The following is a 25494-nucleotide window of genomic DNA, read 5'->3' as shown; positions in this document are numbered from 1 at the left end:
CAGGATGGCAGTTGAGTGCATAGCAGGCAGTCATGTAGCTCCCGAAGAACGTTTTGATTATTTCTGGCGCCAGCAGGGCGAGTGGGTTGAGGAACCCAATCGTCGACGCGGTGGTGAAAGCGGCGTGCAACGCGTGATCAGCCCTAACGGCCGCTTGCTCTACAGCAAGCGCCAGACCGGGCATATCTACCGCAGTTTGCTGCACCCGTTTGGGCGCCCGACCGTATTGCGTGAACGCGATGCGCTCAAGGGCCTGCGTTCCTTGGATGTACGGGTGCCGGAATTGGTGTTCTGCGAGGCGCGCCGCGACCCTGAGCACCAATGGAAAGCGCTGTTGGTGACCGCGTCGCTTGATGGTTTCGACGAGATCGAAAACTGGTACGCCGCTGGTGGCCGTGAACAGTACGGCGAGGTGGTGCATGAGCGCGTGCTGAAGGAAGTGGCGGGCACCCTGGCGCGTATGCACAAGGGCCGTTGGCAGCATGGTTGCCTGTACATCAAGCACATATTTGTACGGGTTGCGGGTGAAGGCGACTCGGCCATTGTGGAAGTGGCGCTGTTGGATTTTGAGAAATGCCGTCAGCGTTTGACCGCTTATCGGGCCGCCTCCCATGACATGCAGCAACTGCGGCGCCATTCGTCGTGGAGTGATACTGACTGGAAAAAACTCAGCTACTTTTATGAGACGGCGTTTGGCAGCGCTATCAAGGGTTTAACCAGATGAAGCTAGAAATAGCACGAGGTTTGTTCCTGGTCGGGGCGTTGGGCATTGCAGCCCTCGCGCTGGCTGCGTGGGAACAGCCTCGCACACAAGTACTCAGTGCGGTGCAAGGTAGCGGGCAATGCCTGTTGCCGCGCGTCGCCAAGGCGAGTGTGGCGGTCAAGCCTGATCATGAGTTGTTGTTGTTCATGTTTGGGATGTCTCAGGGCATGAGGCCGCAAAGTTGAAACGATTCAACCCCCCCCCCGAGAAAGGGCCTTGCGATGTGATGTGAGGCCCTTTTTTTTGCGCTGTGGTGAGGGGGGCAGGAGTACATATCCGTTATTTAGGTAACGGCGGCTTAGGGTTTCGCTCTTACAGCGAGTCACTTTTGGCAAACGCCCCAAAAGTAACCAAAAGGTCTTTGCCCCACCACTCGGTGCCTCGCCTAGGCTCGGCATGCCCGCACTCCGGCCCGGCTCCGCGGGTCGCCGCGATGGGCCATCCCTGGCCCAGCGCGGCTAAACCGGCATCCCTGCCGGTTTACCCGCTCCACCGTGCCTACTTGCGGCCATCGTGGTTAACGGGGCCTGTCAGATCAAAATCAAAAGCAGATCAAAAGCAGAGCACGGCGGCCTAGTAGCCGACCTGAGTGGTTGAAGCAAAAGCAGGGCAAAAACAGATCAGAAGCAGAGCTGCTTTTCTGTGGGAGCTGGCTTGTCGGACCGCCGAACCGCTGCGATTGCATCAACTGGTTATGCCTGATGTACAGAGGTGTCTGCATCGCAGGCAAGCCAGCTCCCACCGTTGACCGAGTACACACATCTACCTGGTGTACTGAGCTCAAAATGTGGGAGCGGGCTTGCTCGCGAATGCGGTGGGCCAGTTACAAATAAACTGACTGACACACCGCATTCGCGAGCAAGCCCGCTCCCACAATTAGACCGAGAACAGCTTCAGTAAACAGGTCGGCTGTCAGGCCGCCTCGCTTTCGCTTTTGATCTAACCACTCAGGTCGGCTACTAGGCCGCCGTGCTCTTGCTTTTGATCTTGATTTTGATCTTAGGCGCCCCGTCAACCACGCTGGCCGAACGCAGGCTTTGGAGCGGGGGTAAACCGGCAGGACGCCGGTTTAGCCGCGCTGGGCCAAGGATGGCCCATCGCGGCGGCCCCCGCTCCAAAGCCTGCGTGAGGGCACACCGAGCCGGAGGCGAGGTGCCGAGTGGTGGGGCAAGAGCACTTTGGTTACTTTGGTGCTTTTCCAAAGTGACCCGCCGTAAGGGCGGAACCCATTGCAGCCGTTACCGCAGCAACGGATATGCCCCCAACCCCAACCCCAACCCCAACCCCAACCACCCTCAAACCAAATGCAGATGGTTATCCCAAAACCCCGAAGGCAACTCCAACGGCTTAGCAACCAACGGAACCCGACGGCAATCATAAAACCGACAACGCCCCTGACCCGAAGTAACCACAAACCCATCCGCTACCGCGCCAACCCCCGCGCAGTCGGGCAAAGGCCCATCCAGCCTCAGCTCCCCGCTGTCCATGTCCCAGATAAAAAACCGATTCCCCCGTGGCGCAGTCAGCGCCACCAACCGCAACTCACTGTGCACCGCGACACTGGCGGTGTAATGCCCCATCGCCTGCAACTGCTCATCCGCCACCGGGAACGCCACAAACGGCTGCCCCGGCCGCTTGATCGCCAGCAACTCAGAGCGCTCCTGAGACGCCCCCATAAACTGCTGCCCGGTGAGAATGGTGCCATCGCTGGCGATCCCCATATGACGCACGCTGTTCATCTGCTGCCCCAGCGTTTCCTTGCTGATCAGGCTGCCATCGCGATGCATCAGCACCAGGCTCGGCTCCATGGCGTTGAGGTTCATCTCCACCCGGCTTTCGGCCTCGGTGCGAATCCCGCCGTTGGCCACCACCAGGGTTTCGCCATCAGGCATCCACGACACCTGATGCGGCCCAATACCGTGGGTGGAAATCTCCCCACTGTGCACCAGCCGCTCACCTTCGAACCGGTATACGCCCAGTAACCCACGGCCCGGGTCGGTCGTGTCGTTCTCGGTCGCATACAGCCAGTCGCCGCTCTTGTGAATCACCGCATGCCCATAAAAGTGGCGATTGGCATTCGAGGTGAGGGTCTGCAGCAACGCGCCATCACGCAGGTTGATCAAGTAACTCTCAGTGCCCGGGCGACGGGCGACGAACAGCGCAATCGGCAGCGTCGGGTGGTTGATGATGTCGTGGCAACGCTGGCCGACCTGGGTGGCAAACACCTGCTTGCCGTCCAAGTGATAACCCACGGCGTAGTGTTTGCCATCCACATCATCGCGCGCCGACAGCAGCAGCGGGCTGTTTAAGCCCTTTTGCTTGAACAGCGTCCAACCGCCCAACGTGAGTGCGCTGAGCAGCACGCTGCCCACCGCCAAAGCCTGTCGCCTGAGCATCATCAGTCACCGTCGTTGGCGTTAAAGCCCAGTTGGATGCCCAACGCCTTGGCCAGCTCGCCTTCATGCAGGCGGTGGACCACGTTGAGGCTGTCGTAAATGTCGTTGAGCTGCTGGCGCCCGGCGTCGTCAGCCAGCAATTCATTCAGCGTGCGCTGGTTGCTGGTGAACAGTTTCAGTGAGGCGGCATAGGCGGCGTCGATCTTGTCGGCCAAGGGCTTCTGGTCCGACGGCAACAAGCCGCGCAGGCCTTTGTTGTCGACGCCGGCCCAGACGGTCTGGGCGGCGGCAAGGCTGGCTTGCAGGCTTTGCAGGGACGACTGGCTGCGCCACGCATCGGCCTGGAACGGTTGCGGGATGCCCTTGGTCTGGCGGCCCATCGGCGTGCCGAGTTTTTTCTTCAGCGTATCCAATGCGGTCACTTGCACGCGCAGCAGGTCGGCAATGGCTTCGTGGGAATCGGCGTAGCGCTGGTTCGGGAACTTGGTCATCTGCGCGAGCATGCCGTCGGTGCTGTTCCAGCTGGCCAGAATCTCTTCGGCCAGGGCTTTCTGGCGCTCGCCAATGGCCACCAGCAGCGGGCAGTAACGGGCTTTCTGAGCTTCGTCGGCGACGTCGGTCTTGGCGTCGTAGAGGATGTATTCGTAGGCCGAGAGGCCTTGTACCACGACGCTGGATTTGGCCAGTGCGGCGCCGTCGATCTGCGGCTGGGCGGTGACCAGTTGTTCGACTTGGCGGCCGACCAGGTTTTTCTTGTCTGGCCAGAACTGCACTTGCCACGAACGGTTGCCCTCGGCCAGTGGGCCGATCAGCAGCGGTTGCAGTTCGGCCCAGGCTTTTTGCGCGTGCAGGAAGTCGGCGCGGGCAGTGTCCAGGTTTTCCTTGCCCTGGCAGTAGGCGAGGGCGCTGACGGCCAGTTGGCGGTCGGCTTCAACCCAGCGGCTGTAGGTCGGCAGGATCACTTGCTTGGCGATGGCCGCCGAGGTCACGGCTTGCGGGTCCTGCGGCGAGCAGGCGCCGAGGGCGAGGGCGGCAAGGCTGGTGAACAACAACTTGGGACGAAACATGTCGAGCTCCCTTCTGTAATTGGGGCAAAGCTTATAAAGAATTCAGGAACGCCAGCAACGCGGCACGCTGCTCGGCATTAAAGGACAGCACATGCTGCTGCGCCGTTTGCGCTTCACCGCCATGCCACAGCACGGCTTCAAGCAGATTGCGGGCGCGACCATCATGCAAAAACTGAGTGTGACCACTGACGGCCTGCGTCAGGCCAATGCCCCACAACGGCGGGGTGCGCCAGTCGCGGCCACCGGCCTTGAATTCGCTGCGGTTGTCGGCAAGGCCATCGCCCATGTCGTGCAACAGCAGGTCGCTGTAAGGGCGAATCACCTGGTTGGCCAGTTCGGGTTCGGCGGCGTTGGCGGCCGTGGTGAACGTGGGTTTGTGGCAGCCCTGGCAACCGGCCTGGTAGAACAGGTTTTTGCCGGCCAGCACCTGCGGCGTGTTGACGCCACGGCGCACCGGCACGGCCAGGTTGCGCGTATAGAACAGCACCAGGCGCAGGATGTTATCGCTGACTTCCGGCTCGCCATCCGGGCCATTGCCGTCAGGGGCCTGTTTGCAGGCGACTTGGGCGTCGGTGCAGTCATCGAAAGGTCTCAGGGACGTGGTGAGGCCCATATCACCAGAAAACGCGTGAACATTTTGTTGATTGAGGTTGGGTTGCCCGGCTTTCCAGCCGAAACGCCCGAGCACGGTTTTGTGCTGGGCGTCGTCCCAGACCCAATTGGCGCGGCCGACCAGGGCTTCTTTGTCGGCGGTTTTCGGGTCGGTGTTGCGCAAGACATCGGCGTCGCTGATGGCTTCGAGCAGGCCCAGGCCGATCATCGGCGGGGCAATGCGCGCCGAGAAACGTGTATCCGGGTGCATCGGGCCGTAGCCGAGCTGGGTGATTTGCAGGGCCGGCTTGCGCAGTTCGACCACGGTGCCGTCCTTGAACGTCACGTTAACCGGTGTGTAGTCGACGCGCACTTTGCCTTCAGGCGCCACGCCCGGCACCGCCATGTCTTGCAGTTGCCCGCCGTAGACAGGCTCGGGCACCACGCCGACCTGCTCGATAAGCTTGGCGAGGGCGGGTGTATCCGGGATGGAGAGGCGCACCAGCATCGACACCGCATTAGGCGCGTCGGGCAGCGGCGGATGGCCTCGGCCGTCCTTGATGTGGCAGTTCTGGCAGGCGTTGGTGTTGAACAGCGGGCCCAGGCCATCACGCGCGGTGGTGGTGGACGGCGCGATCACCCACGGGCTGCGAAAGAAGCTGTTGCCGACACTGAAGTCCAGGCGGCGGGTGGGCGCAAGGTTGGCCGAGGGCAAGGAAAAGGCGTTCTGGTCGCGCTTGTTCACCGTCGTCGCGCCGCCGGCTCGCGCTTCACCAGGCTCAGCCTTGGTGAAACGTGGGGCGTCATCGCAAGCCGTCAGGCACAAGGCCATCAATGCTGCGGACAGGCGAAATAGCGAACGGAACATCGAAATTCCTGAAGCGATAGCCAAAATTAGGCCGCAAAGTCTAACAGGGCAGGGCGGATTGAATAAGAGCAATTATCGTTTGGTCGAATCCGATTCATTCCCGCTAGAATGACCGCACATTTTTCTCTGGAGGTGGCCAATGCAGGCTCTCGACGCTTTGCTCAACCGTGTTTCCGTGCCGCGTTTGCTGGAGCCGGCACCGACCCAGGAGCAGCGCGATGTGCTGTTCGCCGCCGCCATGCGCGCGCCGGACCACGGCCAGCTGCGCCCATGGCGTTTCCTCACCGTGGAAGGTGCTGCCCGTGAGCATATGGGCACGCTGTTGGCCGAAGCCGCGCGTCTGCAGGACGCCGACGCCCCGCAAGCCGCCATCGACAAGGCCCAGAACGGCCCATTGCGCGCGCCGCTGGTGGTGGTGGTGATTGCCCGCCTGCAAGAGCATTTCAAGGTGCCGAAATCCGAGCAACTGCTGGCGGCTGCCTGCGCGGCTCACGGTATTTTGCTGGCGGCCTACGCCCAGGGGATTGGTGCGGTGTGGCGCACTGGGGAACTGTCCTACTCGGCTCACGTGGCTAAAGGCTTGGGGCTGACGGCGGATGAGGAAGTGATTGGTTTCCTCTATTTGGGTACGCCGCAGAACCCGCCGCGTACTGCGCCAAAAGAGGATGTGGCGGCGTTTGTTCAGGCTTGGCCTGTAGACCAACAGTGATCTAAATGTTGGAGCGGGCTTGCTCGCGAAAGCGGTGTGGCAGTCGCCAGATGTACGGACTGACACACCGCATTCGCGAGCAAGCCCGCTCCCACAGGAGATCTCCCTTGTTTCGACGTCAGGTTTACACCTTGAACTGATCCATCAGCTTCATCTGTTGGCTGGCCAGCGCATTCAGTTGGCTGCTGATCGCCGCCGACTCGGTGGCCTGGCCGGTGAGGGTTTCGGTCACGGTGCGGATCGCCGAGACGTTGCGGTTGACCTCTTCAGCCACGGCGCTCTGTTGTTCGGCGGCGCTGGCGATTTGCAGGTTCATGTCGCTGATCACCGTCACCGCATCGCTGATCTTGCCGAGCGCTTGCACCGCTTGATGGATCTGCCCGGCATTGCTCTGGGCCTGGTGCTGGCTGGAATGCATGGTCGCCACCACGCCACGGGTGCCGCTCTGGATACGCTCGATCACCAGGCGAATTTCTTCCACCGAATCCTGGGTGCGTTTGGCCAGGTTGCGCACTTCGTCGGCAACTACCGCAAACCCACGCCCGCTTTCCCCGGCGCGCGCCGCTTCGATGGCCGCGTTGAGTGCCAGCAGGTTGGTCTGCTCGGCAATGCTGCGGATCACTTCCAGCACAGAGCCGATCTGTTCGCTGTTCACCGCCAGGGCTTCAACTTCGCTCACCGCTTTGCTGACTTCTTCGGCGAGGGTGGTGATGTCGCGGGTGCTCTGTTCAATGATCGACATGCCTTCGCGCGCCGATTGGTCCGCGCCGCGTGCTGCGCTGGCGGCGTTGGAGGCGCTGTTGGCAACGTCATGGGCGGTGGCGCTCATTTCATTGGAGGCGGTGGCAACCTGGTCGATTTCGCGGAACTGCACCTGCATGCCCTCACTGGTCTGGCGTGCAATGGCGGATGACTGATCAGCCGTGCCACGCGCCTCGGTGATGCTTTGCTTGATCTGCGCGATGGTCGGTTGCAGCTTGTCGAGGAAGCGGTTGAACCAGTTCACCAACTCGCCCAATTCGTCCTTCTTGGCGTAGGTCAGGCGCTGGGTGAGATCGCCTTCGCCGCTGGCGATGTTCTTGAGCATCGCGGCCACGGTATTGATCGGGCGGGTCACGCCGGTGGCGGTCAGCCAGATCAGCAGCAAGCCCAGCAGGGCCGCGGCGGCGCCGACCAGCAAGGCCTTGAGCGTGCCGGTTGCCTGGGCTTCGTCGAGTACGCCTTGCAGTTTCAGCGTATCGGCCAGCATCACGGCTTTCGGCAGTTTGACCACGATGCCCCAGGACTTGGCGTCGGCAATCGGCTTGACCGGGTACACAGCGCGAATTGTGTCGTTTTGCTCGAGGATCGTGCGCGTATCGTTGGCCAACAGCTGCACGATCTCCTTGCCCTCGGCACCGAGGGTGTCGATCAGGTTTTTGCCGACTCGGGCCGGCTCTCCGCTGTAGGCCGCGATCAAGCCGGTGCTGGACAGAATTTCCAGGCGCGCCGCACCGTCGAACAGCTCTTTTTGTGCCGCGTCCGTCGTGGCTTGCAGGGTGTTGAGGGCGATATCGATGCCGATCACACCGATGACCTTGCCGTCGACGATCAACGGCACAGAGATGGTGGTCATCAGCACCTGCTTGCCGGCCACTTCATCGGAGTACGGGTCGAGCAGGCAAACGTTGCGCGTGTCCCGTGGGCAGGTGTACCAAATGTTGTAGGGCGTACCGCTGAGGTTGGGCGTGGTCTTGGTCAGGTCTTCCTCGACCATCACCGTGTTCAGGCCTTCACCCGCGGCGCGGCTCCAGTAGCTGGAGAAGCGGCCTTTTTCGTTGGAGACGCGGGCTTTGTCGTCGACGAACTCGCTGTCCTTGCCATCCAGGGCGTTGGGTTCGAACGACATCCAGATACCCAGCACCTTGCTGTTGCGCTCGAACGCGGTTTTAAGGCTTTGGTTGAGTTCCTCACGCAGGGCGCCAGGCTCCAGCGAACGTTTGCTGGCGAGGGCGCGCAGGCCCTTGACCTGATCGGCGAGTGCTGTGACCACCACCAGATTTTCGCCAAAGGTTTTCTGCAGTTGCACCGCTTGCTCGGCGGCTTTGGCTTGCAACAGGTGTTGCACGCTTTGGGTGAGCATTCGCGAGCTTGAATCGCTGATCAGTTGATCATTTTGGTTGGTTTCGTACAGGTTGATGCTGATGATCAGCGCAATCACCCCCACCAGGCAAAGGCCAGACAGCAGCACGATTTTCAAGCGGATGGAGAGGGTGTCGAACATAGGTTCACTCGCGAATGGTCTTGTTGGTATGCAAGCAGGGCGAGCCAATTCCATTCGGCGCTATGTCCGAAACATCGGCGCATCAAGATGTTTCATGAGGGAAAGGTGATGAGCGGTAGGGAAAACACTAAACGCCGCGTTATACGGGCGTTGCAAGCCGTTCAGGGCGCGACCAGATCCACAGGTTGCCCAGGCTCATGCCGGCGATCGCCAGGTAGATTGGCCAGCCGTGATCGAGCATTACCAGCATCAAACCGGCGCACAGCAGCATGCTCACGGTGGCGCTGACTTTGGCGCGGCGCGCGATGATCTTGCCGTTGCGCCAATTGAACAGGATAGGGCCGAACAGTCGGTGGTTTTCCAGCCAGGCACTCAGACGCGGCGAGCTTTTGGTGGCGGCCCAGGCGGCGAGCAGTATGAATTCGGTGGTGGGCAAACCCGGTATGACAATCGCCACCAACCCAATGCCCAGGCTGACGTAGGCCAGCAGCCCGAAGAGGAGCTGCGCGATCTTTGAGGTGGATTGGGTTTTGCCGGGCATAGGTTGGGTGATCACAGAAAATCAGTTTGAAATGAGATCCAAATGTGGGAGCGGGCTTGCTCGCGAAGGCGGTGGTTCAGCCATGCATATGTCGACTGACACACCGCTTTCGCGAGCAAGCCCGCTCCCACATTTTTAATCGCATTCCAGCAGTCAGGCCAATTCAGGGGCGCTAGCGTACGCCTGTTCCAGCAGCACGGTGAAGCGCACAAACGCGTCGATAGCACCTTTTTCTACCGCGGCCTCTTCTTCGGCGCTGAATGCCAGGCCGTCGAGGGTGCGGGTGAAACCTTTCCAGCCTTCAGCGCGACCACCGGCCGGCTCGCCAAGGTGGCGGGCGCCGAAGGTTTCGCTCAGGCCCAGGCCCACGGCACGCTTGATCAGGAATGCAGCGCCCAGCTTGGAGCCTTCCGACACGAACAGCCAACCCAGGGCTTCGGCCTTGCTGGGGTTCTTCACGGCGCCGGCAACCGGTGCAGGCACTTCGGTGTCCAGGTCGCCCAGGTCCAGCTTGGCAGCTTCGGCGCGGCAGCGCTCGGCCAGGTCGGGGACGATCTTGTTCAGCTCAGGGTCGTTGTACAGGGCCACCAGCTCCGATTGGAACAGGTACTGCGCAACCACGAAGCGGGCGAAGTTGGCTTGGGTTTCAAACGGGGCGTGGGCTTTGACCAGCGCGTCGAGCTTGGTGTGTGGCGCGTTGGTGATCTGGTTCAGGCGCTGGGAGCGCAGGCTTGGGCGTTCTGCGGTAGGGGAAGCGGTCATCGAAAAAAGTCCTTGAGAAGAGTAGCGCCTGGGTGCCCTAAAGAGAGCTGTTATCAACTAGACGAACAAGAAGACGCGGCACAGTAAAAAATCCTCACCTCGCCAGTGAAATTCCGGCGAGGTGAGGGGGGCTGCATTTGGCTGAAGTGCTATCAGATGTCCCAGATCAGGTTGATCGCGAAGTTGCGACCGGGTTGGGTCAGGCGGTCGAGGTTGGCGGGCGCGGTCACGCCGGCTTCGCCGACGCCGTCGTAGCTGCGCACGTCGTCCCAGTTCCAGTATTTTTTGTCGGTGAGGTTGTAGAGGCCGCCGTTGATGGTCACGTCGTTGGTGACTTTGTAGTAGCCGGTCAGGTCGACGATGCCAAAGCCTGGTGTTTTGAACGGGGCACTGGTGCTGCCGTCAGGCGCGTGGAAGGTCTTGCTGTCGACGCGGTTCTGTTTTTTGACCAGCGTCCAGCTGACCAACGCGCCGTACTGCTCTTGCTCGTAGCCCAGGCCGAATACACCTTTAAGCGGGTTGACGCTGTTGAGCGGCTCGCCGTTGTCGTCGTTGCGGCCATAGGTGTAGCCGACCGAACCCTGGGTGTAGAGGCCTTGCGGTGCGCCGAACGCGTTGAGGTTCAGGCGACCTTTGGCTTCAATCCCCTTGATGGTGGCGTGCTTGATGTTGTTGGCTTCGAAGGTTTGTATATCGCCGCCTGCAACCGAGGCGTCTTCGTCGATAAAGTCACGGTACTTGTTATAGAACACCGCGATATCGAAGGAGCCCTCGTCGAAATTGCCGCGAATCCCGGTCTCGATGCCCTTGCTGGTTTCCGGCTTGAGGTTCGGGTTGGGCTCGACGGTGTAGCCCTGGTCGAGGTTTTCAAAGCGACCATACAGCGCCTTGGCCGATGGGGTACGGAAGCCCTCGGCGTATTGACCGAACCAGGTGTATTGATCGGTCAGCGCATAGGTCAGGCCGAACTTGGGCGTCACACGGTGCCAGATTTTTTCCTTGTCGCTGACCGGGTAGGCGCCGGTCGGGTTCACGGTGTTGAGGAATTCCTGGGTCAGCTTGGGTTTGAGTTGGGTGTAGTCGTAGCGCACGGCGGGCAGGAAGGTCCATTTGTTCCAGGTGATCTGGTCCTGGGCGAACAGCGAGTAGGTGTTGATGGTCGGGTCCGGGAAGTCGCTGGATTTTTTCACGCTGTCGCCGGCAGAAGGGCTGGGCGCGCCGATAGCCGTGCAACCACCGCCGACCGCCAGGCACGTCGCCGCGCCTTCCCGGGAGCCGGTGACTTTCTGCTGTTTCAGGGTGGTGCCGTAGGTCACCAGGTGGTCGGTCTCGCCGAGGCTGAAGGCCTTGTCCAACTGCGCGTCGAACACCCACTGTTTTTCTTCGTACAGGGTTTCGCGCGTGCGCAATACGCGGCGCGACGGTTGGTAGATTTCGGCAGTGGTCTGGTCGGTCTTGGCGATCTGGTAATTCAGGCTGGTCTTGATGCGATCGGCAATCGGCGAGTCGAGCGCGAAGCGGTTTTCGATGCCGAAGCGCTCACGGGTGATGGTGTCGTTGCCCGAACGGGCGCGGTAGAAGTTGAAGCCTCGTCCACCGGTGAAAGGGCCACCCACGGCGTTTTTCAGGTCGACGTCGCGATCATCCTTGAACTTCTCGTAGGTCAGGCCCAGCCGGTTGTCATCGCCATAATTCCAGCCCAGCTTGGCGAGGATATTGGTGGTGCGCGCGTCCTCCGGGTTGGCGCCGGTACGGGCCAGGCCAGTGGCATTGTTGCCGTCGTAAGATTCCATTTCATGGCCGTTGCGCTGGCTCAGGTGCAGCAAACCGTCAAAGTCCTGCACGCGGCCGGCGACGGTGCCGGAGGTCAGCCAGCTGTCGTCGGCGGAGCTGTAGCCGGTTTTCAGACGGGCGCCGAAATCCTCGCCGGGCTTGATGATGTCCTCCGGGTCGAGGGTGAAGTAACTCACCGCGCCGCCAATCGCGCTGCTGCCGTACAAGGCTGAGGCCGGGCCACGCAGGATTTCCACGCGCTTGACGATTTCCGGGTCGACGTAGTTGCGGCGCGTTTTGGCGTAGGGGCCGTTGAAGAAGTTGTCGGGCACCTCGACGCCGTCGACCTGCGTGAGGATGCGGTCGCCGTCGATGCCGCGAATGTTGTAGCCCGCGTTGCTGGCGCGGGTGCCTGCGCCGCCGACCGACACGTTGGGCTCGTAGCGCACCAGTTCGCGGATGGTGTTGACGTTCTGGCGGTCCAGCTCCTGGCGATCATGCACGGTGACGGTGCTCGGCACACTGTTGACGGCTTGCTCGTTACGCGTGGCGCTGATGGTCACCTGTTGCAGGTTGAGCACGCTGCCGGCCGCGCGCTTTTCCAGCACGATGTTGTTATTGCTCAGTTTGCGGTAGCTCAGGTTGGTCCCCACCAACAGCCGGTCCAGGGCCTTTTCCGGCGACAGCGGGCCGCGCACGCCAGGGGACGACACACCCTGGCCCAGCTCTGCCGGCAGGCCGACTTGCCAGCCGGTCACCGCAGTAAACGCGTTCAGTGCCGAGACCAGTGGCTGCTGCTCAATGCTGAAGGTGTAGTTGCCGTGGCTGCGGGCGACCGGCTCGGCGGCCGTGGCGGCCATGGCCGGCGCGCTGGCCAGCAGGAGGGCGGCGGTCAGCAAGGACAGGACGGGCGAAGAAGACCGGCGGTTGAAACGAGAGGACATCGAGAGCGCTCCGGAGGTACGAATCTTATAGTTGCGAACCGAATCAAATAGGAATCAGTTGCATTGGCTATAACGAGACGTACCGCCGGTTAACATCGAGTAAAAATAATTCTCATTTAGTTCAGGATGACCAGCGCCGGGTATTCCGAGAGCTTGGCCGAGGTGATGTGCGCCAGCGAGCGCACCACGTCCAGCGGCTGGTCGAGGCGGTAGTTGCCGGTGACGGCGGTGCTTGCCAGCTTGTCGTTGGTGTTGACGATCCAGCCTGGGTAATAGCGGCGCAGCTCGGCCAGCACTTCGCTCATTGGGCAATTTTCGAACACCAGGCGGCCCTGGACCCAGGCCAGGTCCTTGCTCACATCCAGCTTGGCGGGTTGGCCGAAGCCTTTGGGGCCGATGCGGATACTCTCGCCGGCGCGCAGGCGCACGCGGGCATCGTCGAAGGTGTTGCTCAGGTCGACGTCACCACGCTGCACCTGCACTTGGGCCTCGCCGTTGAGGTAGCGCACGGCGAAGTCGGTGTCGCGCACGCTGGCACGCACCGGGCCGGCGTTGATCTCCAGCGGCAGGCCGCGGTTGGGCGCAACTTCGAAAAATGCCTCGCCTTGGTACAGGCGGGCGATGCGCTGGTGGTCCTTGATGCTGCTGGAAAACGCCGAGTTGGTGTTCAGCAGCACTTTGGAGCCGTCGTCCAACTGCAGGCGCTGGCGCTCGCCGACCACGGTGAGATGGTCGGCTTGCAGGCGCACGGGCAGGTTGCTGAAACTGAACAGGCCGATCAGCAGCACGGCGGCAGTGGCCAACGGTTTCCAATGCGGTTTGATCCGGCGCCAGGCGTTCGGTTTACGCGGCGCCGCCAGGGCGACGGCGGCGCTGTGCACTGGCGCACCGCCCCAGGCGGCCTGGGCCTTGTTGAAGGCGTGCAGGTGCGCCGGGTCGCTGGCCAGCCAGGCATCGAACTCCGCCTGTTGCCCGGGTTGCGGGCACTGCAAGGCGATCAGCCAGTCGAGAGCCTGATCCATAGCCGTGTCTTGCAACACCTCATGAGCCAGCTCATGGGCGCGCAGTTTATTCGGGTCCGTCACGGTGTTCCTCGGGTCTTCGCCACGTTCTATTCATCTTTCCTACGGCCAGGATCGACACATCTGTCGGGTGAAGCTTAAGGCTGATCCAACCGTTCGGCCACACCTACACAGATGGCCATGATCAATTTCAGTTCCTTTTGCACGGTGCTCAAGGACACTTGCAACTGATCGGCAATCTCCTGATAGCTGCAACCGTGCAGGCGGCTGAGGATGAAAATCTGCTGCTGGCGGGCGCTCAACTGGCCGAGGCTGACGCTCAGGTGTTCGAGCAATTGCTCGGCCTGTGTCGCGTCTTCGGGCGTGCTGATCGGGGCTGCGACGCTTTGCAGTACGTTCAGTGGGACATCTTCCTGCAGCGTGCGCGCTTGAATTCGGCGCGAGCGCAGGTGGTCCAGCGCCAGGTTGCGCGCCGTCTGGTAGACGAAGGGTTCGAGGTGATCAATCGGCCGCTCGCTGAGGGCCCGGGTGACGCGCAGGTAGGTTTCCTGCAACAGGTCCTCGGCGGTGCTGTGGTTATTCACCATCCGCTGCAAGGTGCGTAGCAGAATCACCCGTTGGGTGAGAAAGACTTGGTTGAAGCGAGATTGGCTCACAGTGATACCAGACCGATATGCAGTTAATGATAATGCTTATCATCAACTGAAATGGCAAGTGGCTATTTCTGTGAGCCTACACGGGGGCTGGGTAGTGCACAAAACCCATGTGGGAGCGGGCTTGCTCGCGAATGCGGTGTGTCAGTCAATGGATCGGGCGACTGATTCACCGTATTCGCGAGCAAGCCCGCTCCCACACAAGCCCGTTCCAACAGATAACTCCGTTGCCTGCTTACTCGGCGTTGCAAAGCGCCAGGCAGTTATCCAGCATCCGGTTGGAGAAGCCCCACTCGTTGTCGTACCAGGCCAGCACTTTCAGCAATTTGCCGCTGACTTTGGTGTGATTGGCATCGAAGATCGACGACAGCGGGTTATGGTTGAAGTCACTGGAAACCAGCGGCAGGGTGTTGTAGCCGAGGATTTTCGAGTGCTGGCTGGCTTCCTTGAGCAGTGCATTGACTTGCTCGGCCGTGGCTTCTTTTTTCAGCTGCACGGTGAGGTCGACCAGCGACACGTTGATCACCGGTACACGCACCGCCATGCCGGTCAGCTTGCCCGCCAGTTCCGGCAGTACCAGGCCGACTGCTTCAGCGGCGCCGGTCTTGCTCGGGATCATGTTCTGGGTGGCCGAGCGCGCGCGGTACGGGTCGGTGTGGTAGACGTCAGTCAGGTTCTGGTCGTTGGTGTAGGCGTGAATGGTGGTCATCAGGCCGCTTTCGATGCCCAGCTCGCGGTGCAGCACCTGGGCAACCGGTGCCAGGCAGTTGGTGGTGCAGGACGCGTTGGAGATGATCTGGTGGGATTGACGCAAAATGTCATGGTTCACACCGTAAACCACGGTGGCGTCGGCGCCCTTGGCCGGGGCCGAGATGATCACCTTGCGCGCGCCGGCGGTAATATGCGCGGCAGCCTTGTCACGGTCGGTGAACAGACCGGTGCATTCAAATACTACGTCGATCTTGTGTGCAGCCCACGGCAGGTCGGCCGGGTTGCGAATGGCACTCACGGCGATCCGGTCACCATTGACGGTCAGGCTTTCCTGATCGTGGGCAACCTCTGCTTCGAAAGTACCGTGTACGGTGTCGTATTTGAGCAGGTGGGCATTGATCGAGCTGTCGCCCAGGTCATTGATGGCGACGATCTGCAAATCCTGGCGGTAGCCTTGGGTATACAGTGCGCGCAGGACATTACGGCCGATACGGCCAAAACCGTTGATTGCGATACGAAGAGTCATTGGAAAGTGCCTGTCGTCGATTTGTTGTAAGAATTACAAGATTATTCGCATAAAAATAGAAAACAAGCCTTTTTAGTGGCAATATTTTGTTCAATCTACAACGAGTGACCTGAATCAACTGGTCCGATGATCCAAACGACACCCTGCCATCCCATGCGCTGCGGGCGTTTGATCAACCCAGGAACGAGGGTCGCCACATCCGTTAGCCTGGAGTTCTACACATGCATCCCCGCGTTATTGAGGTCACCGAACGGCTTATCGCCCGCAGTCGTGCAACCCGCGAGGCTTACCTTGCGCTCATTCGCGGCGCCGCCAGCGACGGCCCGATGCGCGGTAAGCTGCAATGTGCCAACTTCGCCCACGGCGTGGCCGGGTGCGGCACTGAAGATAAAAATAGCCTGCGAATGATGAATGCCGCCAACGTGGCAATTGTTTCGTCATATAACGACATGCTCTCGGCGCACCAGCCGTACGAACATTTCCCTGAACAGATCAAGACCGCCCTGCGCGAAGTCGGCTCGGTTGGCCAGTTTGCCGGCGGCACGCCTGCCATGTGCGACGGCGTGACCCAAGGCGAGCCTGGCATGGAGCTGAGCCTGCTCAGCCGTGAAGTCATCGCCATGTCCACGGCGGTAGCGCTGTCCCACAACATGTTCGACGCGGCGCTGATGCTGGGCATCTGCGACAAGATCGTCCCTGGCCTGATGATGGGCGCGCTGCGCTACGGCCACCTGCCGATGATCTTCGTGCCGGGCGGGCCAATGCCGTCGGGCATCTCCAACAAGCAGAAGGCCGACGTGCGCCAGCGTTACGCCGAAGGCAAGGCCACCCGCGAGGAGCTGTTGGAATCGGAGATGAAGTCCTACCACAGCCCCGGCACCTGCACCTTCTACGGCACTGCCAACACCAACCAGTTGCTGATGGAAGTGATGGGCCTGCACTTGCCGGGCGCCTCGTTCGTCAACCCTTACACGCCACTGCGTGATGCGCTTACGCGCGAAGCCGCACACCAAGTCACGCGACTGACCAAGGCCAACGGCAACTTCACGCCGATTGGTGAAATTGTCGACGAAAAATCCATCGTCAACTCCATCGTTGCGCTCAACGCCACTGGCGGTTCCACCAACCACACCCTGCACATGCCGGCGATCGCCATGTCGGCGGGCATCATCCTCACCTGGCAGGACATGGCCGACCTCTCCGAGGTGGTGCCGACCCTGTCCCACGTTTACCCGAACGGCAAGGCCGACATCAACCACTTCCAGGCCGCGGGCGGCATGTCGTTCCTGATCCGCGAACTGCTCGAAGCCGGCCTGCTCCACGAAGACGTCAACACCGTGGCCGGCAAAGGCCTGAGCCGTTACACCCAGGAGCCGTTCCTGGTCGACGGCGAGCTGGTCTGGCGCGACGGCCCAATTGAAAGCCTCGACGAAACCATCCTGCGCCCCGTGGCCCGTGCGTTCTCCCCGGAAGGCGGCTTGCGCGTGATGGAAGGCAACCTCGGTCGTGGCGTGATGAAAGTCTCCGCCGTGGCGCCAGAGCACCAGATCGTTGAAGCACCGGCCGTGGTGTTCCAGGATCAGCAGGACCTGGCCGATGCGTTCAAGGCCGGCCAGTTGGAAAAAGACTTTGTCGCCGTAATGCGTTTCCAGGGCCCGCGCTCCAATGGCATGCCGGAACTGCACAAAATGACCCCGTTCCTCGGCGTGTTGCAGGACCGTGGCTTCAAAGTGGCGTTGGTGACAGACGGGCGTATGTCCGGCGCGTCGGGTAAGATTCCCGCCGCGATTCACGTCAACCCCGAAGCGCAGAGCGGCGGGCCGCTGGCGCGGGTCAAAGATGGCGATATCATTCGTGTGGATGGCGTCAAAGGCACCTTGGAGCTTAAGGTGGACGCCGAAGAATTTGCAGCGCGCACGCCTGCCACGGGCCTGTTGGGCAATAACGTGGGGGCCGGTCGCGAGCTGTTTGCATTTATGCGCTTGGCCGCAAGCTCCGCAGAGCAGGGCGCCAGCGCCTTTACCTCTGCCTTGGAGACGCTTAAGTGAAGCTTGCGCTGGTCGGTGATATTGGTGGTACCAACGCCCGTTTTGCGTTGTGGCGGGATCAGGAGCTGCACTCGATCCGCGTGCATGCCACGGCGGATCACGCGAGCCCTGAGGAGGCCATCAAGGTCTACCTCAAGGAAGAAGGCCTGGAAAGCGGGGACATCGGTGCGGTATGCCTGTCGGTCGCCGGGCCGGTGAGTGGCGATGAATTTAAATTCACCAACAATCACTGGCGTCTGAGCAAAACTGCCTTCTGCAAAACGTTGCACGTGGATGAGCTGCTGCTGGTCAACGACTTCACGGCCATGGCCCTGGGGATGACGCGCCTCAAACCCGACGAATTCCGTGTGGTCTGCGAAGGCACGCCGGAGCCGTTGCGCCCCGCCGTGGTAATCGGCCCGGGCACCGGCCTGGGCGTCGGCACCTTGCTGGACTTGGGGGGCGGCCGCTTCGCAGCGCTGCCGGGCGAGGGTGGGCATGTCGACCTGCCGCTGAGCAGCCCGCGTGAAACCCAGCTGTGGCAGCACATCTACACTGAAATCGGCCACGTCAGCGCCGAAACCGCTTTGAGCGGTGGCGGCCTGCCACGTGTGTACCGTGCGATTTGTGCGGTCGACGGGCATACACCGGTGCTGGACACGCCCGAAGCCATTACGGCGGCGGGCTTGGCGGGCGACCCGGTAGCGATGGAAGTATTGAACCAGTTCAGCATCTGGCTGGGCCGTGTTGCGGGCAACAACGTACTGACGACCGGTGGACGCGGTGGCGTGTATATCGTGGGTGGGGTGATTCCGCGGTTTGCCGACTTTTTTATCAACAGCGGTTTTGCCAAGAGTTTTGGCGACAAAGGCTGCATGAGCGACTACTTCAAAGGCATTCCGGTGTGGTTGGTGACCGCGCCGTATTCCGGGTTGACCGGGGCTGGAGTCGCACTGGAGCAGGCTTTTGCGTAGGCAGTGATGGCCTCTTCGCGAGCAAGCCCGCTCCCACATTTAAACTCATTCCAACGGGATGAATGCGGTTGAATATGGGAGCGGGCTTGCTCGCGAAGGGGTCCTTGAGAGCAACACATGACTCAGGTTTGGCCATAACAACAAGGAGGACCCCGTGAGCGTAATCAGTAAATCGATTCTCCTCGTCGACGACGACCAGGAAATCCGCGAATTGCTGCAAACCTACCTCAGTCGTGCCGGCTTCCAGGTGCGTGGCGTGCCGGATGGCGCGGGGTTCCGCCAGGCGATGAACGAGGCGCCGTGCGACCTGGTCATCCTCGATGTGATGCTGCCTGACGAAGATGGTTTCAGCCTCTGCCGCTGGATTCGCCAGCACCCGCGCCAGGCGCAGGTGCCGATCATCATGCTCACCGCCAGTTCCGACGAAACCGACCGCGTGATCGGCCTGGAGCTGGGCGCTGACGACTACATCGGCAAACCTTTCAGCCCCCGCGAGCTGCAAGCACGGATCAAAGCCCTGTTGCGCCGTGCCCAGTTCGGCCAGGAGCGCAGCAGCGCTGGCGATGTGTGGGTGTTCGATGAATGGCGCCTGGACATGATCAGTCACCGCCTGTTTCACATCGACGGTGAAGAGGTGATCCTCTCTGGCGCCGACTTTGCCCTGCTCAAATTGTTTCTCGACCACCCCCAACAAATTCTCGACCGCGACACTATCGGCAACGCCACCCGTGGCCGCGACCTGATGCCGCTGGACCGTATCGTCGACATGGCCGTCAGCCGCCTGCGTCAACGCCTGCGCGATACCGAAAAACCTCCACGGCTGATCCGCACCGTGCGTGGCAGCGGCTATCAACTGGCAGCCAGCGTGGTTGCCGGCAATGCCCACTGAGCATTTGACCGAACGCCGCCGCCGCTTTCCGGTGCCGCGCTCACTGCTGGGGCGCATGCTGCTGCTGACGTTACTGGCGGTGCTGTTCGCCCAGGCGCTGTCCAGCGTGATCTGGGTTTCGCAATTGCGCGCCACCCAGCTCGAAGGGCTGGTCACCAGCGCGCGCAGCCTGGCGCACTCGATGACGGCCAGCGTGAGTTATTTTCGTTCGCTGCCCGTTGCCTATCGCCCGTTAGTGCTCGACCAACTGCGCAGCATGGGCGGCACGCGTTTTGTCGTGACCCTCAACGACCGACCTTTGGATATGCAGATATTGCCGCAGACCCCGCGCAAGCAAGCGGTGCTGCAGGCAGTGGATGAAGTGCTGCGCCAGACGTTGGGCGGCGACGTGCATATCTCGGTGGAGTTCGTCAGTGCCGAGGACCTGCGTATTTTCAACGCCGGTTTAAAACTCGATGAACTGCCGCGCTCCTGGGCGCATTACGCGCTGACCCTGGAACCGGTGAACCCGCCGGTGCTGGTCACGCAGATCCAGCTGGCGCCGGGCGAATGGCTGTACATCGCCTCGTTGTTGCCCGAGCCTTACACCAGCCTTGAAGAACAAGGCCTGCCGTCGCAACAGGTATGGTTTATCGTGCTGACCAGCGGCTTCCTGCTGCTGTTTATCGGCCTGTTGGTGCACTGGCAGAGCCGGCCGCTCAAGCGCCTGGCGCGGGCGGCGCGGGACATGTCCCTGGGCGCGGACGTAGAGCCGGTGGCCGAAGGCGGCGGCAGTGAAGTGGTGGAAGTGGGCCGTGCGTTCAATGCCATGCGCGAACGCATCAGCCGTTACCTGACCGAGCGCAGCCAATTGTTCAGCGCGATTTCCCATGATTTGCGCACGCCGATCACCCGTCTGCGCCTGCGCGTCGAACTGCTCGAAGACGAAAACCTGCAAACCAAATTCGGCCGCGACCTGGATGAGTTGGAGTTGTTGGTGAAAGGCGCGTTGCAATGCGTGAAAGACACTGACATCCATGAAAACATCGAGCCGGTCGACCTCAATCATGTGCTCGATTGCCTGGTGGAGCCGTACTTGGCGCCCAACGGCAATGGCCGGATTACTCAGGAAGGCCGCGCCCTGGCGCCCTATGCGGGCAAGCCGCTGGCGCTTAAGCGCTGCATCGGCAACTTGATCGACAACGCGTTGAAGTATGGGCAGAACGCGCATTTGCACATCGAAGACGATGGCGCTGAATTCATCCTGCATGTGGATGACGAAGGGCCTGGCGTGCCGGAGCAGCGGCTGGAGCAAGTCTTTGAGCCGCACTTTCGGTTGGCCGGGCAGCAGCAAGGTTATGGGTTAGGGTTGGGCATTGCGCGCAACATCGCCCACAGCCATGGTGGTGAGGTGAGTTTGCAGAACCTGCGTGAGGGTGGTTTGCGAGTGACACTGCAGTTGCCCCGGACCCTGGACTAAAGAGCCCCGAGGATCAAATGTGGGAGCCGGCAAGCCAGCTCCCACAATGAAGTTGCGCTGGGTCAAATGCTTTGGCGCAGTCTGGCCAAATCCCGCAACGGCGGCGCCCCAAACAGCCGGCTGTATTCCCGGCTGAACTGCGACGGGCTTTCATACCCTACCCGATACCCCGCCGCCGAGGCTTCCAGCCCTTCGGCAATCATCAACCGCCGCGCCTCCTGCAAGCGCAGCTGCTTCTGGTATTGCAGCGGGCTCATGGCGGTAATCGCCTTGAAGCGGTGGTGTAAGGTCGAGACGCTGAGGTTCACTTCCTTGGCCAGGTCATCAATGCGCAGCGGCTGTTCGTAATTGCCGTTCAACCACTTGATCGCCTGGCTCACGCGATGGCTCTGACTGTTGGCCACGGCGATTTCGTACAGCCGGTAGCCCTGCGGGCCACGTAATAACCGATAAAGGATCTCGCGATTGATCAACGGCGCCAGCATGCCGATGTCTTTGGGGCTGTCCAGCAGGCGCGCCAGGCGCAACACAGCATCAAGCAGCTGGGTGTCGATACGGTCGACGTACATGCCGCGCGATGTCGGGCGTGAAGGCACGCCCATCGGGCCTGCTTCGGCGATCAGCGCAGTCAGCTGCGCCGGGTCGATATTGATGCGCACCGACAGGTTGGGGTCTTGCGGCGTGGCTTCGATGATCCGTCCGGCCACCGGCATCGCGACCGAAAACACCAAATAGTTGAGCGGGTCGTAGGCAAAGATTTCGTCCGCCAGGCGCACTTCTTTGCTACCACTGGCGAGGATGCACAGCGCGGGCTCGACCAGCACCGGCACGAAGTCACGGGGCGTGTTGTGACGGTTCAGGAACAGCGAGGTGATCGCGGTGCCGTAAGAGCCATCTTCCCAGGTATGCCGGTGCACAATACTCGCCAGTTCGGCGCGTTGTTTTTCCATCTCGGCATCGAGGGGAATGGACTTGGGTTCCGGCGACGGCATGGGGCGTCCTCTACAAGCTACTTTGATGGGCCAAGCTTAGCGGCGGCTTTTGAAAAAGTGTTACGTCGATTCTGCACAATCCTTGCCTGATCCTGCGACAGGTTGCGAATCAGGCAAGTACGCGGCCTGTCATCGCCTTGAAACACTGAGCATGCGCCTGGAATAAACCACGGCGGCCAAACGTCTTATCTACGCTTCTCGCAGGATTGTGCAATAAGCCTGCAGGAATTGACTAACCGCGCCCACACCCGCGCCGTTATCTTTGATCCTGTGGCAACACGCCCTCACAGTGCTTGCCGAGCATCACTTCTCAACGGGAGAGTCGAACATGTCCACCCCCATTCCCGCGAGCCATATGGCCTTTATCCGTGCCCGTACCGGGTGCAGCACCGAACTCGGTGCACGCTTGAGCAGTTTGATCGAACCGGGCCGTCAGGCTCAGGGCTGCCTGCAATTCTCGTTGCAGCATTCCCAGGTCGACCCCGATGTATGGCTGGTCTCGGGCTTCTGGAGCAGCGAGCAGGCGATGAGCGCCTACTTCAGTTCGCCAGCCCTGATGATCTTTACCGAGCTGTTGAACGACATGGTGGTGCGCAGCATGGACTTCCAGACCTTCACCGATGCATCCGCTGCGCATGCTTACGGCGAGTACCTGCAACTGGCCGGTTAACGGTTAGAATGGCCGACTTTCCCATTGGCCAGGACTTGCAACATGGCACGTAAAGAGTTTGCCCAACACGAAGCTGTTTCCGCCTTGGTGCGTGAAGAAGAGGGTGGCTACAGCGCTGCCATCGCCGTCAAGGCACTGGATGGCATGGGCGCACCTAAGTTTCACAAGATCCTTGATGGACGCACGTTCAAGACTGCTTCCGACGCCGACGATGCAGCGACGCTGCAATTAGAGCACTTGGTCGATGTGGACGAAGAAGGTCAACTGACTTGGGCAACAGCCGCTAACTAAACAACACCACCGATCAAATGTGGGAGCGGGCTTGCTCGCGAATGCGGTCTATCAGTCACTTATGTATTGACTGATGCACCGCATTCGCGAGCAAGCCCGCTCCCACATTTTTATTGCATTCCAATCAGCGCGGCGTGGCGCCTGGGCGATACATCTTGAACAGCGCCTGCGGCCCCAGCTGGAAGTAATCCGCCGGCCCACCGCCGCGCAAGATCGGCTCGGCAGCGGCCGTGTCGTAGATTCCATCCTTGAGCAGCCACTTGGCAATGTGCACCGCGACCACCTCGCCCAACACCAGCCAGCTCGGCACCAACTCTTTGTCGGCACGCTGCAGCTGAATGATCTGCGTCACCTTGCATTCGAACGACACCGGGCTTTCGCCCACGCGCGGCACGCCGACGATTTTCGAGGCCAACGGCGTCAGGCCGGACAGCTCGAACTCATTCACATCGGGCGATACCGCCGCGCAACTCTGATTCATCTGTTCGGCCAATGGGCGGGTGGCCAGGTTCCACACAAACTCGCCGGTTTGTTCGATGTTGTTCAGGCTGTCTTTGCGCCCGACGCTGGAAAACCCAATGATCGGCGGAATGTAGTTGAACGCATTGAAGAAACTGTAGGGCGCCAGGTTCAGGCGGCCATCGCGGTCATGAGAGGAAATCCAGCCAATCGGCCGTGGGCCGACGATGGCATTGAACGGGTCGTGGGGCAGGCCGTGGCCGTTGGCGGGTTCGTAGAAATGGATATCGTCTGGCATGGGCCGGGGTTCCTGCTGCGGGGTTCTGGGAGGTAGCCATAGTGCAAGCCATAACCGCGAAATTCCATCGGCCGCTGGAATTTTTATTGATTGCCCACCTGGTGTTTGCCGGCGTGTCGTATGCGCAGCGGCGGTATGGCCACGCCGCATTAGCGAAAGTGTCCTGATTCAAAATGTGGGAGCGGGCTTGCTCGCGAAGGCGGTCTGTCAGTCACTGATGTATTGACTGACACTGCGCTTTCGCGGGCAAGCCCGCTCCCACATTTTTTACTGCACCAAACCTTTAGTCCGTGGTAATCCGCGAATGCTTGCGGGTGTCCTTCATGGTCACATAGACCACCAGCGACACTGCAATACATGCCGTCACATACCAGTAATAACCGGTTTCCATGCCAATGTTCTTGAACCACAGCGCGATGACTTCAGCGGTGCCGCCGAAGATCGACACGGTCAGCGCATACGGCAGGCCCACGCCCAGGGCGCGAATTTCGGTCGGGAACAGCTCAGCTTTCACCACCGCGTTGATCGAGGTGTAGCCGCTGACAATGATCAGCGCCGCCATGATCAGGAAGAACGCGCCCCACCAGCTTTGGATGGTGTGCAGGGTGGTGAGGATCGGTACGGTGAACAGCGTGCCGAGGATGCCGAAGGCGATCAGGATCGGCCGACGGCCGACTTTGTCGGAGAGCCCGCCGACCAAGGGTTGCAGGCACATAAACAGAAACAGCGTGGCAGCCGAAATGGTGGTGGAGTCGGAGATGCTCATGCCGACGGTGTTCACCAGGTATTTCTGCATGTAGGTGGTATAGGTGTAGAACGCCAGGGTGCCGCCCATGGTCAGGCCGACCACGGTCATCACTTCCTTGGGGTGGCGCATCAAGGTGCGCATGGCGCTTTCCTTGGCTTTTTCCTTTTTGGTGAACGACTCGGTTTCTTCCATGCCGCGACGCAGGAACAGCGCGACCACTGCGCACAGGGCGCCGATGGCGAACGGGATGCGCCAGCCCCAAGCGTACAACTGCTCGGTGGTCAGCACTTGCTGCAGCACGATCAATACCGCCAGGGCGATGAGCTGGCCAGAGATCAGGGTCACGTATTGGAAGCTGGAGAAGAAACCGCGACGTTCCTTGGTCGCCATCTCACTGAGGTAAGTGGCCGAAGTGCCGTACTCGCCACCCACCGACAGGCCTTGCAGCAAGCGTGCGAACACCAGCAGGATCGGCGCGCCGATGCCGATGGTGTCGTAACCCGGGGTCAACGCGATTAGCAGCGAGCCGAAGCACATCAGCAATACCGAGGCCATCAGCGCGGCCTTGCGGCCCTTGTAGTCAGCGTACAGGCCCATCAGCCAGCCACCGATCGGGCGCATGATGAAGCCCACGGCGAAGATGGCGGCGGTGTTCATTAACTGGGCAGTGGAGGAACCGGCGGGGAAGAAGGCTTTGGCGAAGTACAGCGAGAAGGCGGCGTAGACGTACCAGTCATACCACTCGACCATGTTGCCGACGGAGCCGCTGAAGATCGATTTGATCCGGCTGGAGGTCGTGCGTTCTTTTGCCGGCGCAGCTGCCGACCCCAAAGGCAAGGTGTTGGAGTTATCCATTGAAGGATCCTTCATCTAATTGTTTTTGTGGAGCGGCGCGAACGCTGCCTGGTTCGGGCTATAGCAGGAGCTGTGCCAAGTAGATGAAGGCCCGGTTTAGAAGGGTTTCAGAATGTTTTTGAGCGGAAAGTTGCTGATGGTTTGAGGGGGATGAGCGGAAATCCGCTTATGGCGGCCGACCTCTTCGCGAGCAAGCCCGCTCCCACATTCGATCCCATTCCAACTGGATGGATGCGGTCGAAT

21 protein-coding genes and 2 pseudogenes are annotated in these 25494 nt (G+C 60.9%); 9 read left to right on the top strand and 14 right to left on the bottom strand.

Translation table 11 applies throughout. From position 1 onward, the window contains the following. The first annotated feature begins 4 nt into the window (after nt 1-4). Together ACA065_RS24800 and ACA065_RS24795 are read left to right on the top strand one after the other, a co-directional pair. A complete protein-coding gene (locus ACA065_RS24800) occupies nt 5-724 on the top strand; it encodes a lipopolysaccharide kinase InaA family protein (RefSeq protein ID WP_497691930.1) in 720 nt (239 codons plus the stop codon). Further along, entirely contained in the window at nt 721-948 is a 228-nt protein-coding gene (locus tag ACA065_RS24795) for a hypothetical protein (protein WP_497691929.1), read from the top strand. The genes ACA065_RS24800 and ACA065_RS24795 overlap by 4 nt, the downstream gene beginning before the upstream one ends. A 1110-nt stretch (nt 949-2058) precedes the next feature. Here ACA065_RS24795 and ACA065_RS24790 read toward each other — a convergent pair. The 3 genes from ACA065_RS24790 to ACA065_RS24780 are packed head-to-tail and all read right to left on the bottom strand — an operon-like array spanning nt 2059 to nt 5685. Beyond that, on the bottom strand, nt 2059-3159 hold the full coding sequence (locus tag ACA065_RS24790; protein ID WP_497695418.1) for a DUF1513 domain-containing protein: 1101 nt from the start codon (nt 3157-3159) through the stop codon (nt 2059-2061). A gap of 2 nt (nt 3160-3161) precedes the next feature. Beyond that, nucleotides 3162-4226 carry an imelysin family protein gene (locus ACA065_RS24785; protein ID WP_497691928.1) on the bottom strand — a complete coding sequence of 355 codons (1065 nt, stop codon included), beginning with the start codon at nt 4224-4226 and terminating at the stop codon, nt 3162-3164. Nucleotides 4227-4257: 31 nt separating this feature from the next. After that, a complete protein-coding gene (locus tag ACA065_RS24780) occupies nt 4258-5685 on the bottom strand; it encodes a di-heme oxidoreductase family protein (RefSeq protein WP_497691927.1) in 1428 nt (475 codons plus the stop codon). Between the two features lie 139 nt (nt 5686-5824). Between ACA065_RS24780 and ACA065_RS24775 the strand changes: the two genes are divergently transcribed. After that, a complete protein-coding gene (locus ACA065_RS24775; protein WP_497691926.1) occupies nt 5825-6394 on the top strand; it encodes an NAD(P)H nitroreductase in 570 nt (189 codons plus the stop codon). A gap of 124 nt (nt 6395-6518) precedes the next feature. Here the strand turns inward: ACA065_RS24775 and ACA065_RS24770 are convergent. The 8 genes and pseudogenes from ACA065_RS24770 to gap all read right to left on the bottom strand — a co-directional run. Next, nucleotides 6519-7049, bottom strand: a pseudogene (locus ACA065_RS24770) (methyl-accepting chemotaxis protein); the annotation flags it as partial. Between the two features lie 375 nt (nt 7050-7424). After that, a pseudogene (locus ACA065_RS24765) lies at nt 7425-8282 on the bottom strand (methyl-accepting chemotaxis protein); the annotation flags it as partial. A gap of 514 nt (nt 8283-8796) precedes the next feature. Further along, nucleotides 8797-9198 (bottom strand): YbaN family protein, encoded by a 402-nt coding sequence (locus ACA065_RS24760; RefSeq protein ID WP_197626887.1) that lies wholly within the window; start codon nt 9196-9198, stop codon nt 8797-8799. 153 nt (nt 9199-9351) lie between these two features. After that, a complete protein-coding gene (locus ACA065_RS24755) occupies nt 9352-9960 on the bottom strand; it encodes a biliverdin-producing heme oxygenase (RefSeq protein WP_497691925.1) in 609 nt (202 codons plus the stop codon). 152 nt (nt 9961-10112) lie between these two features. Next, nucleotides 10113-12677, bottom strand: a complete 2565-nt coding sequence (locus ACA065_RS24750) for a TonB-dependent receptor (RefSeq protein WP_497691924.1) — start codon at nt 12675-12677, stop codon at nt 10113-10115. A gap of 116 nt (nt 12678-12793) precedes the next feature. Beyond that, nucleotides 12794-13762: a FecR family protein gene (locus tag ACA065_RS24745; RefSeq protein WP_497691923.1), complete on the bottom strand. Its 969-nt coding sequence runs from the start codon at nt 13760-13762 to the stop codon at nt 12794-12796. A gap of 74 nt (nt 13763-13836) precedes the next feature. After that, nucleotides 13837-14355: an RNA polymerase sigma factor gene (locus tag ACA065_RS24740; protein WP_497691922.1), complete on the bottom strand. Its 519-nt coding sequence runs from the start codon at nt 14353-14355 to the stop codon at nt 13837-13839. Nucleotides 14356-14587: 232 nt separating this feature from the next. Continuing rightward, entirely contained in the window at nt 14588-15589 is a 1002-nt protein-coding gene (gene gap / locus ACA065_RS24735; RefSeq protein ID WP_049711713.1) for a type I glyceraldehyde-3-phosphate dehydrogenase, read from the bottom strand. A gap of 221 nt (nt 15590-15810) precedes the next feature. Between gap and edd the strand changes: the two genes are divergently transcribed. The 4 genes from edd (at nt 15811) to ACA065_RS24715 (ending at nt 20938) form a co-directional block, all read left to right on the top strand. Further along, nucleotides 15811-17637: a phosphogluconate dehydratase gene (gene edd / locus ACA065_RS24730; RefSeq protein ID WP_497691921.1), complete on the top strand. Its 1827-nt coding sequence runs from the start codon at nt 15811-15813 to the stop codon at nt 17635-17637. Next, nucleotides 17634-18590, top strand: a complete 957-nt coding sequence (locus ACA065_RS24725) for a glucokinase (RefSeq protein WP_497691920.1) — start codon at nt 17634-17636, stop codon at nt 18588-18590. Before edd ends, ACA065_RS24725 begins: the two co-directional genes overlap by 4 nt. A gap of 154 nt (nt 18591-18744) precedes the next feature. Further along, nucleotides 18745-19479 (top strand): response regulator, encoded by a 735-nt coding sequence (locus ACA065_RS24720; RefSeq protein ID WP_497691919.1) that lies wholly within the window; start codon nt 18745-18747, stop codon nt 19477-19479. A gap of 31 nt (nt 19480-19510) precedes the next feature. After that, on the top strand, nt 19511-20938 hold the full coding sequence (locus ACA065_RS24715; RefSeq protein ID WP_497695417.1) for an ATP-binding protein: 1428 nt from the start codon (nt 19511-19513) through the stop codon (nt 20936-20938). Nucleotides 20939-21000: 62 nt separating this feature from the next. Here ACA065_RS24715 and ACA065_RS24710 read toward each other — a convergent pair whose 3' ends face one another. Continuing rightward, nucleotides 21001-21930 carry an AraC family transcriptional regulator gene (locus ACA065_RS24710; protein WP_497691918.1) on the bottom strand — a complete coding sequence of 310 codons (930 nt, stop codon included), beginning with the start codon at nt 21928-21930 and terminating at the stop codon, nt 21001-21003. Nucleotides 21931-22258: 328 nt separating this feature from the next. Here ACA065_RS24710 and ACA065_RS24705 point away from each other — a divergent pair, with 328 nt between their 5' ends. After that, nucleotides 22259-22600 (top strand): antibiotic biosynthesis monooxygenase family protein, encoded by a 342-nt coding sequence (locus ACA065_RS24705; protein ID WP_065930419.1) that lies wholly within the window; start codon nt 22259-22261, stop codon nt 22598-22600. A gap of 42 nt (nt 22601-22642) precedes the next feature. After that, entirely contained in the window at nt 22643-22891 is a 249-nt protein-coding gene (locus tag ACA065_RS24700; RefSeq protein ID WP_497691917.1) for a hypothetical protein, read from the top strand. Nucleotides 22892-23015: 124 nt separating this feature from the next. Here the strand turns inward: ACA065_RS24700 and ACA065_RS24695 are convergent, their stop codons facing one another. After that, complete coding sequence (locus tag ACA065_RS24695) at nt 23016-23648, bottom strand: flavin reductase family protein (protein ID WP_497691916.1); 633 nt, start codon at nt 23646-23648, stop codon at nt 23016-23018. A 283-nt stretch (nt 23649-23931) separates the two neighbouring features. After that, complete coding sequence (locus ACA065_RS24690; protein WP_497691915.1) at nt 23932-25251, bottom strand: MFS transporter; 1320 nt, start codon at nt 25249-25251, stop codon at nt 23932-23934. Nucleotides 25252-25494 lie beyond the last annotated feature (243 nt).

The organism is Pseudomonas sp. LBUM1640, assembly GCF_059716225.1.
Note: the sequence above shows the minus strand (reverse complement) of the source record. Positions and strands in the feature narration are given on the sequence as shown.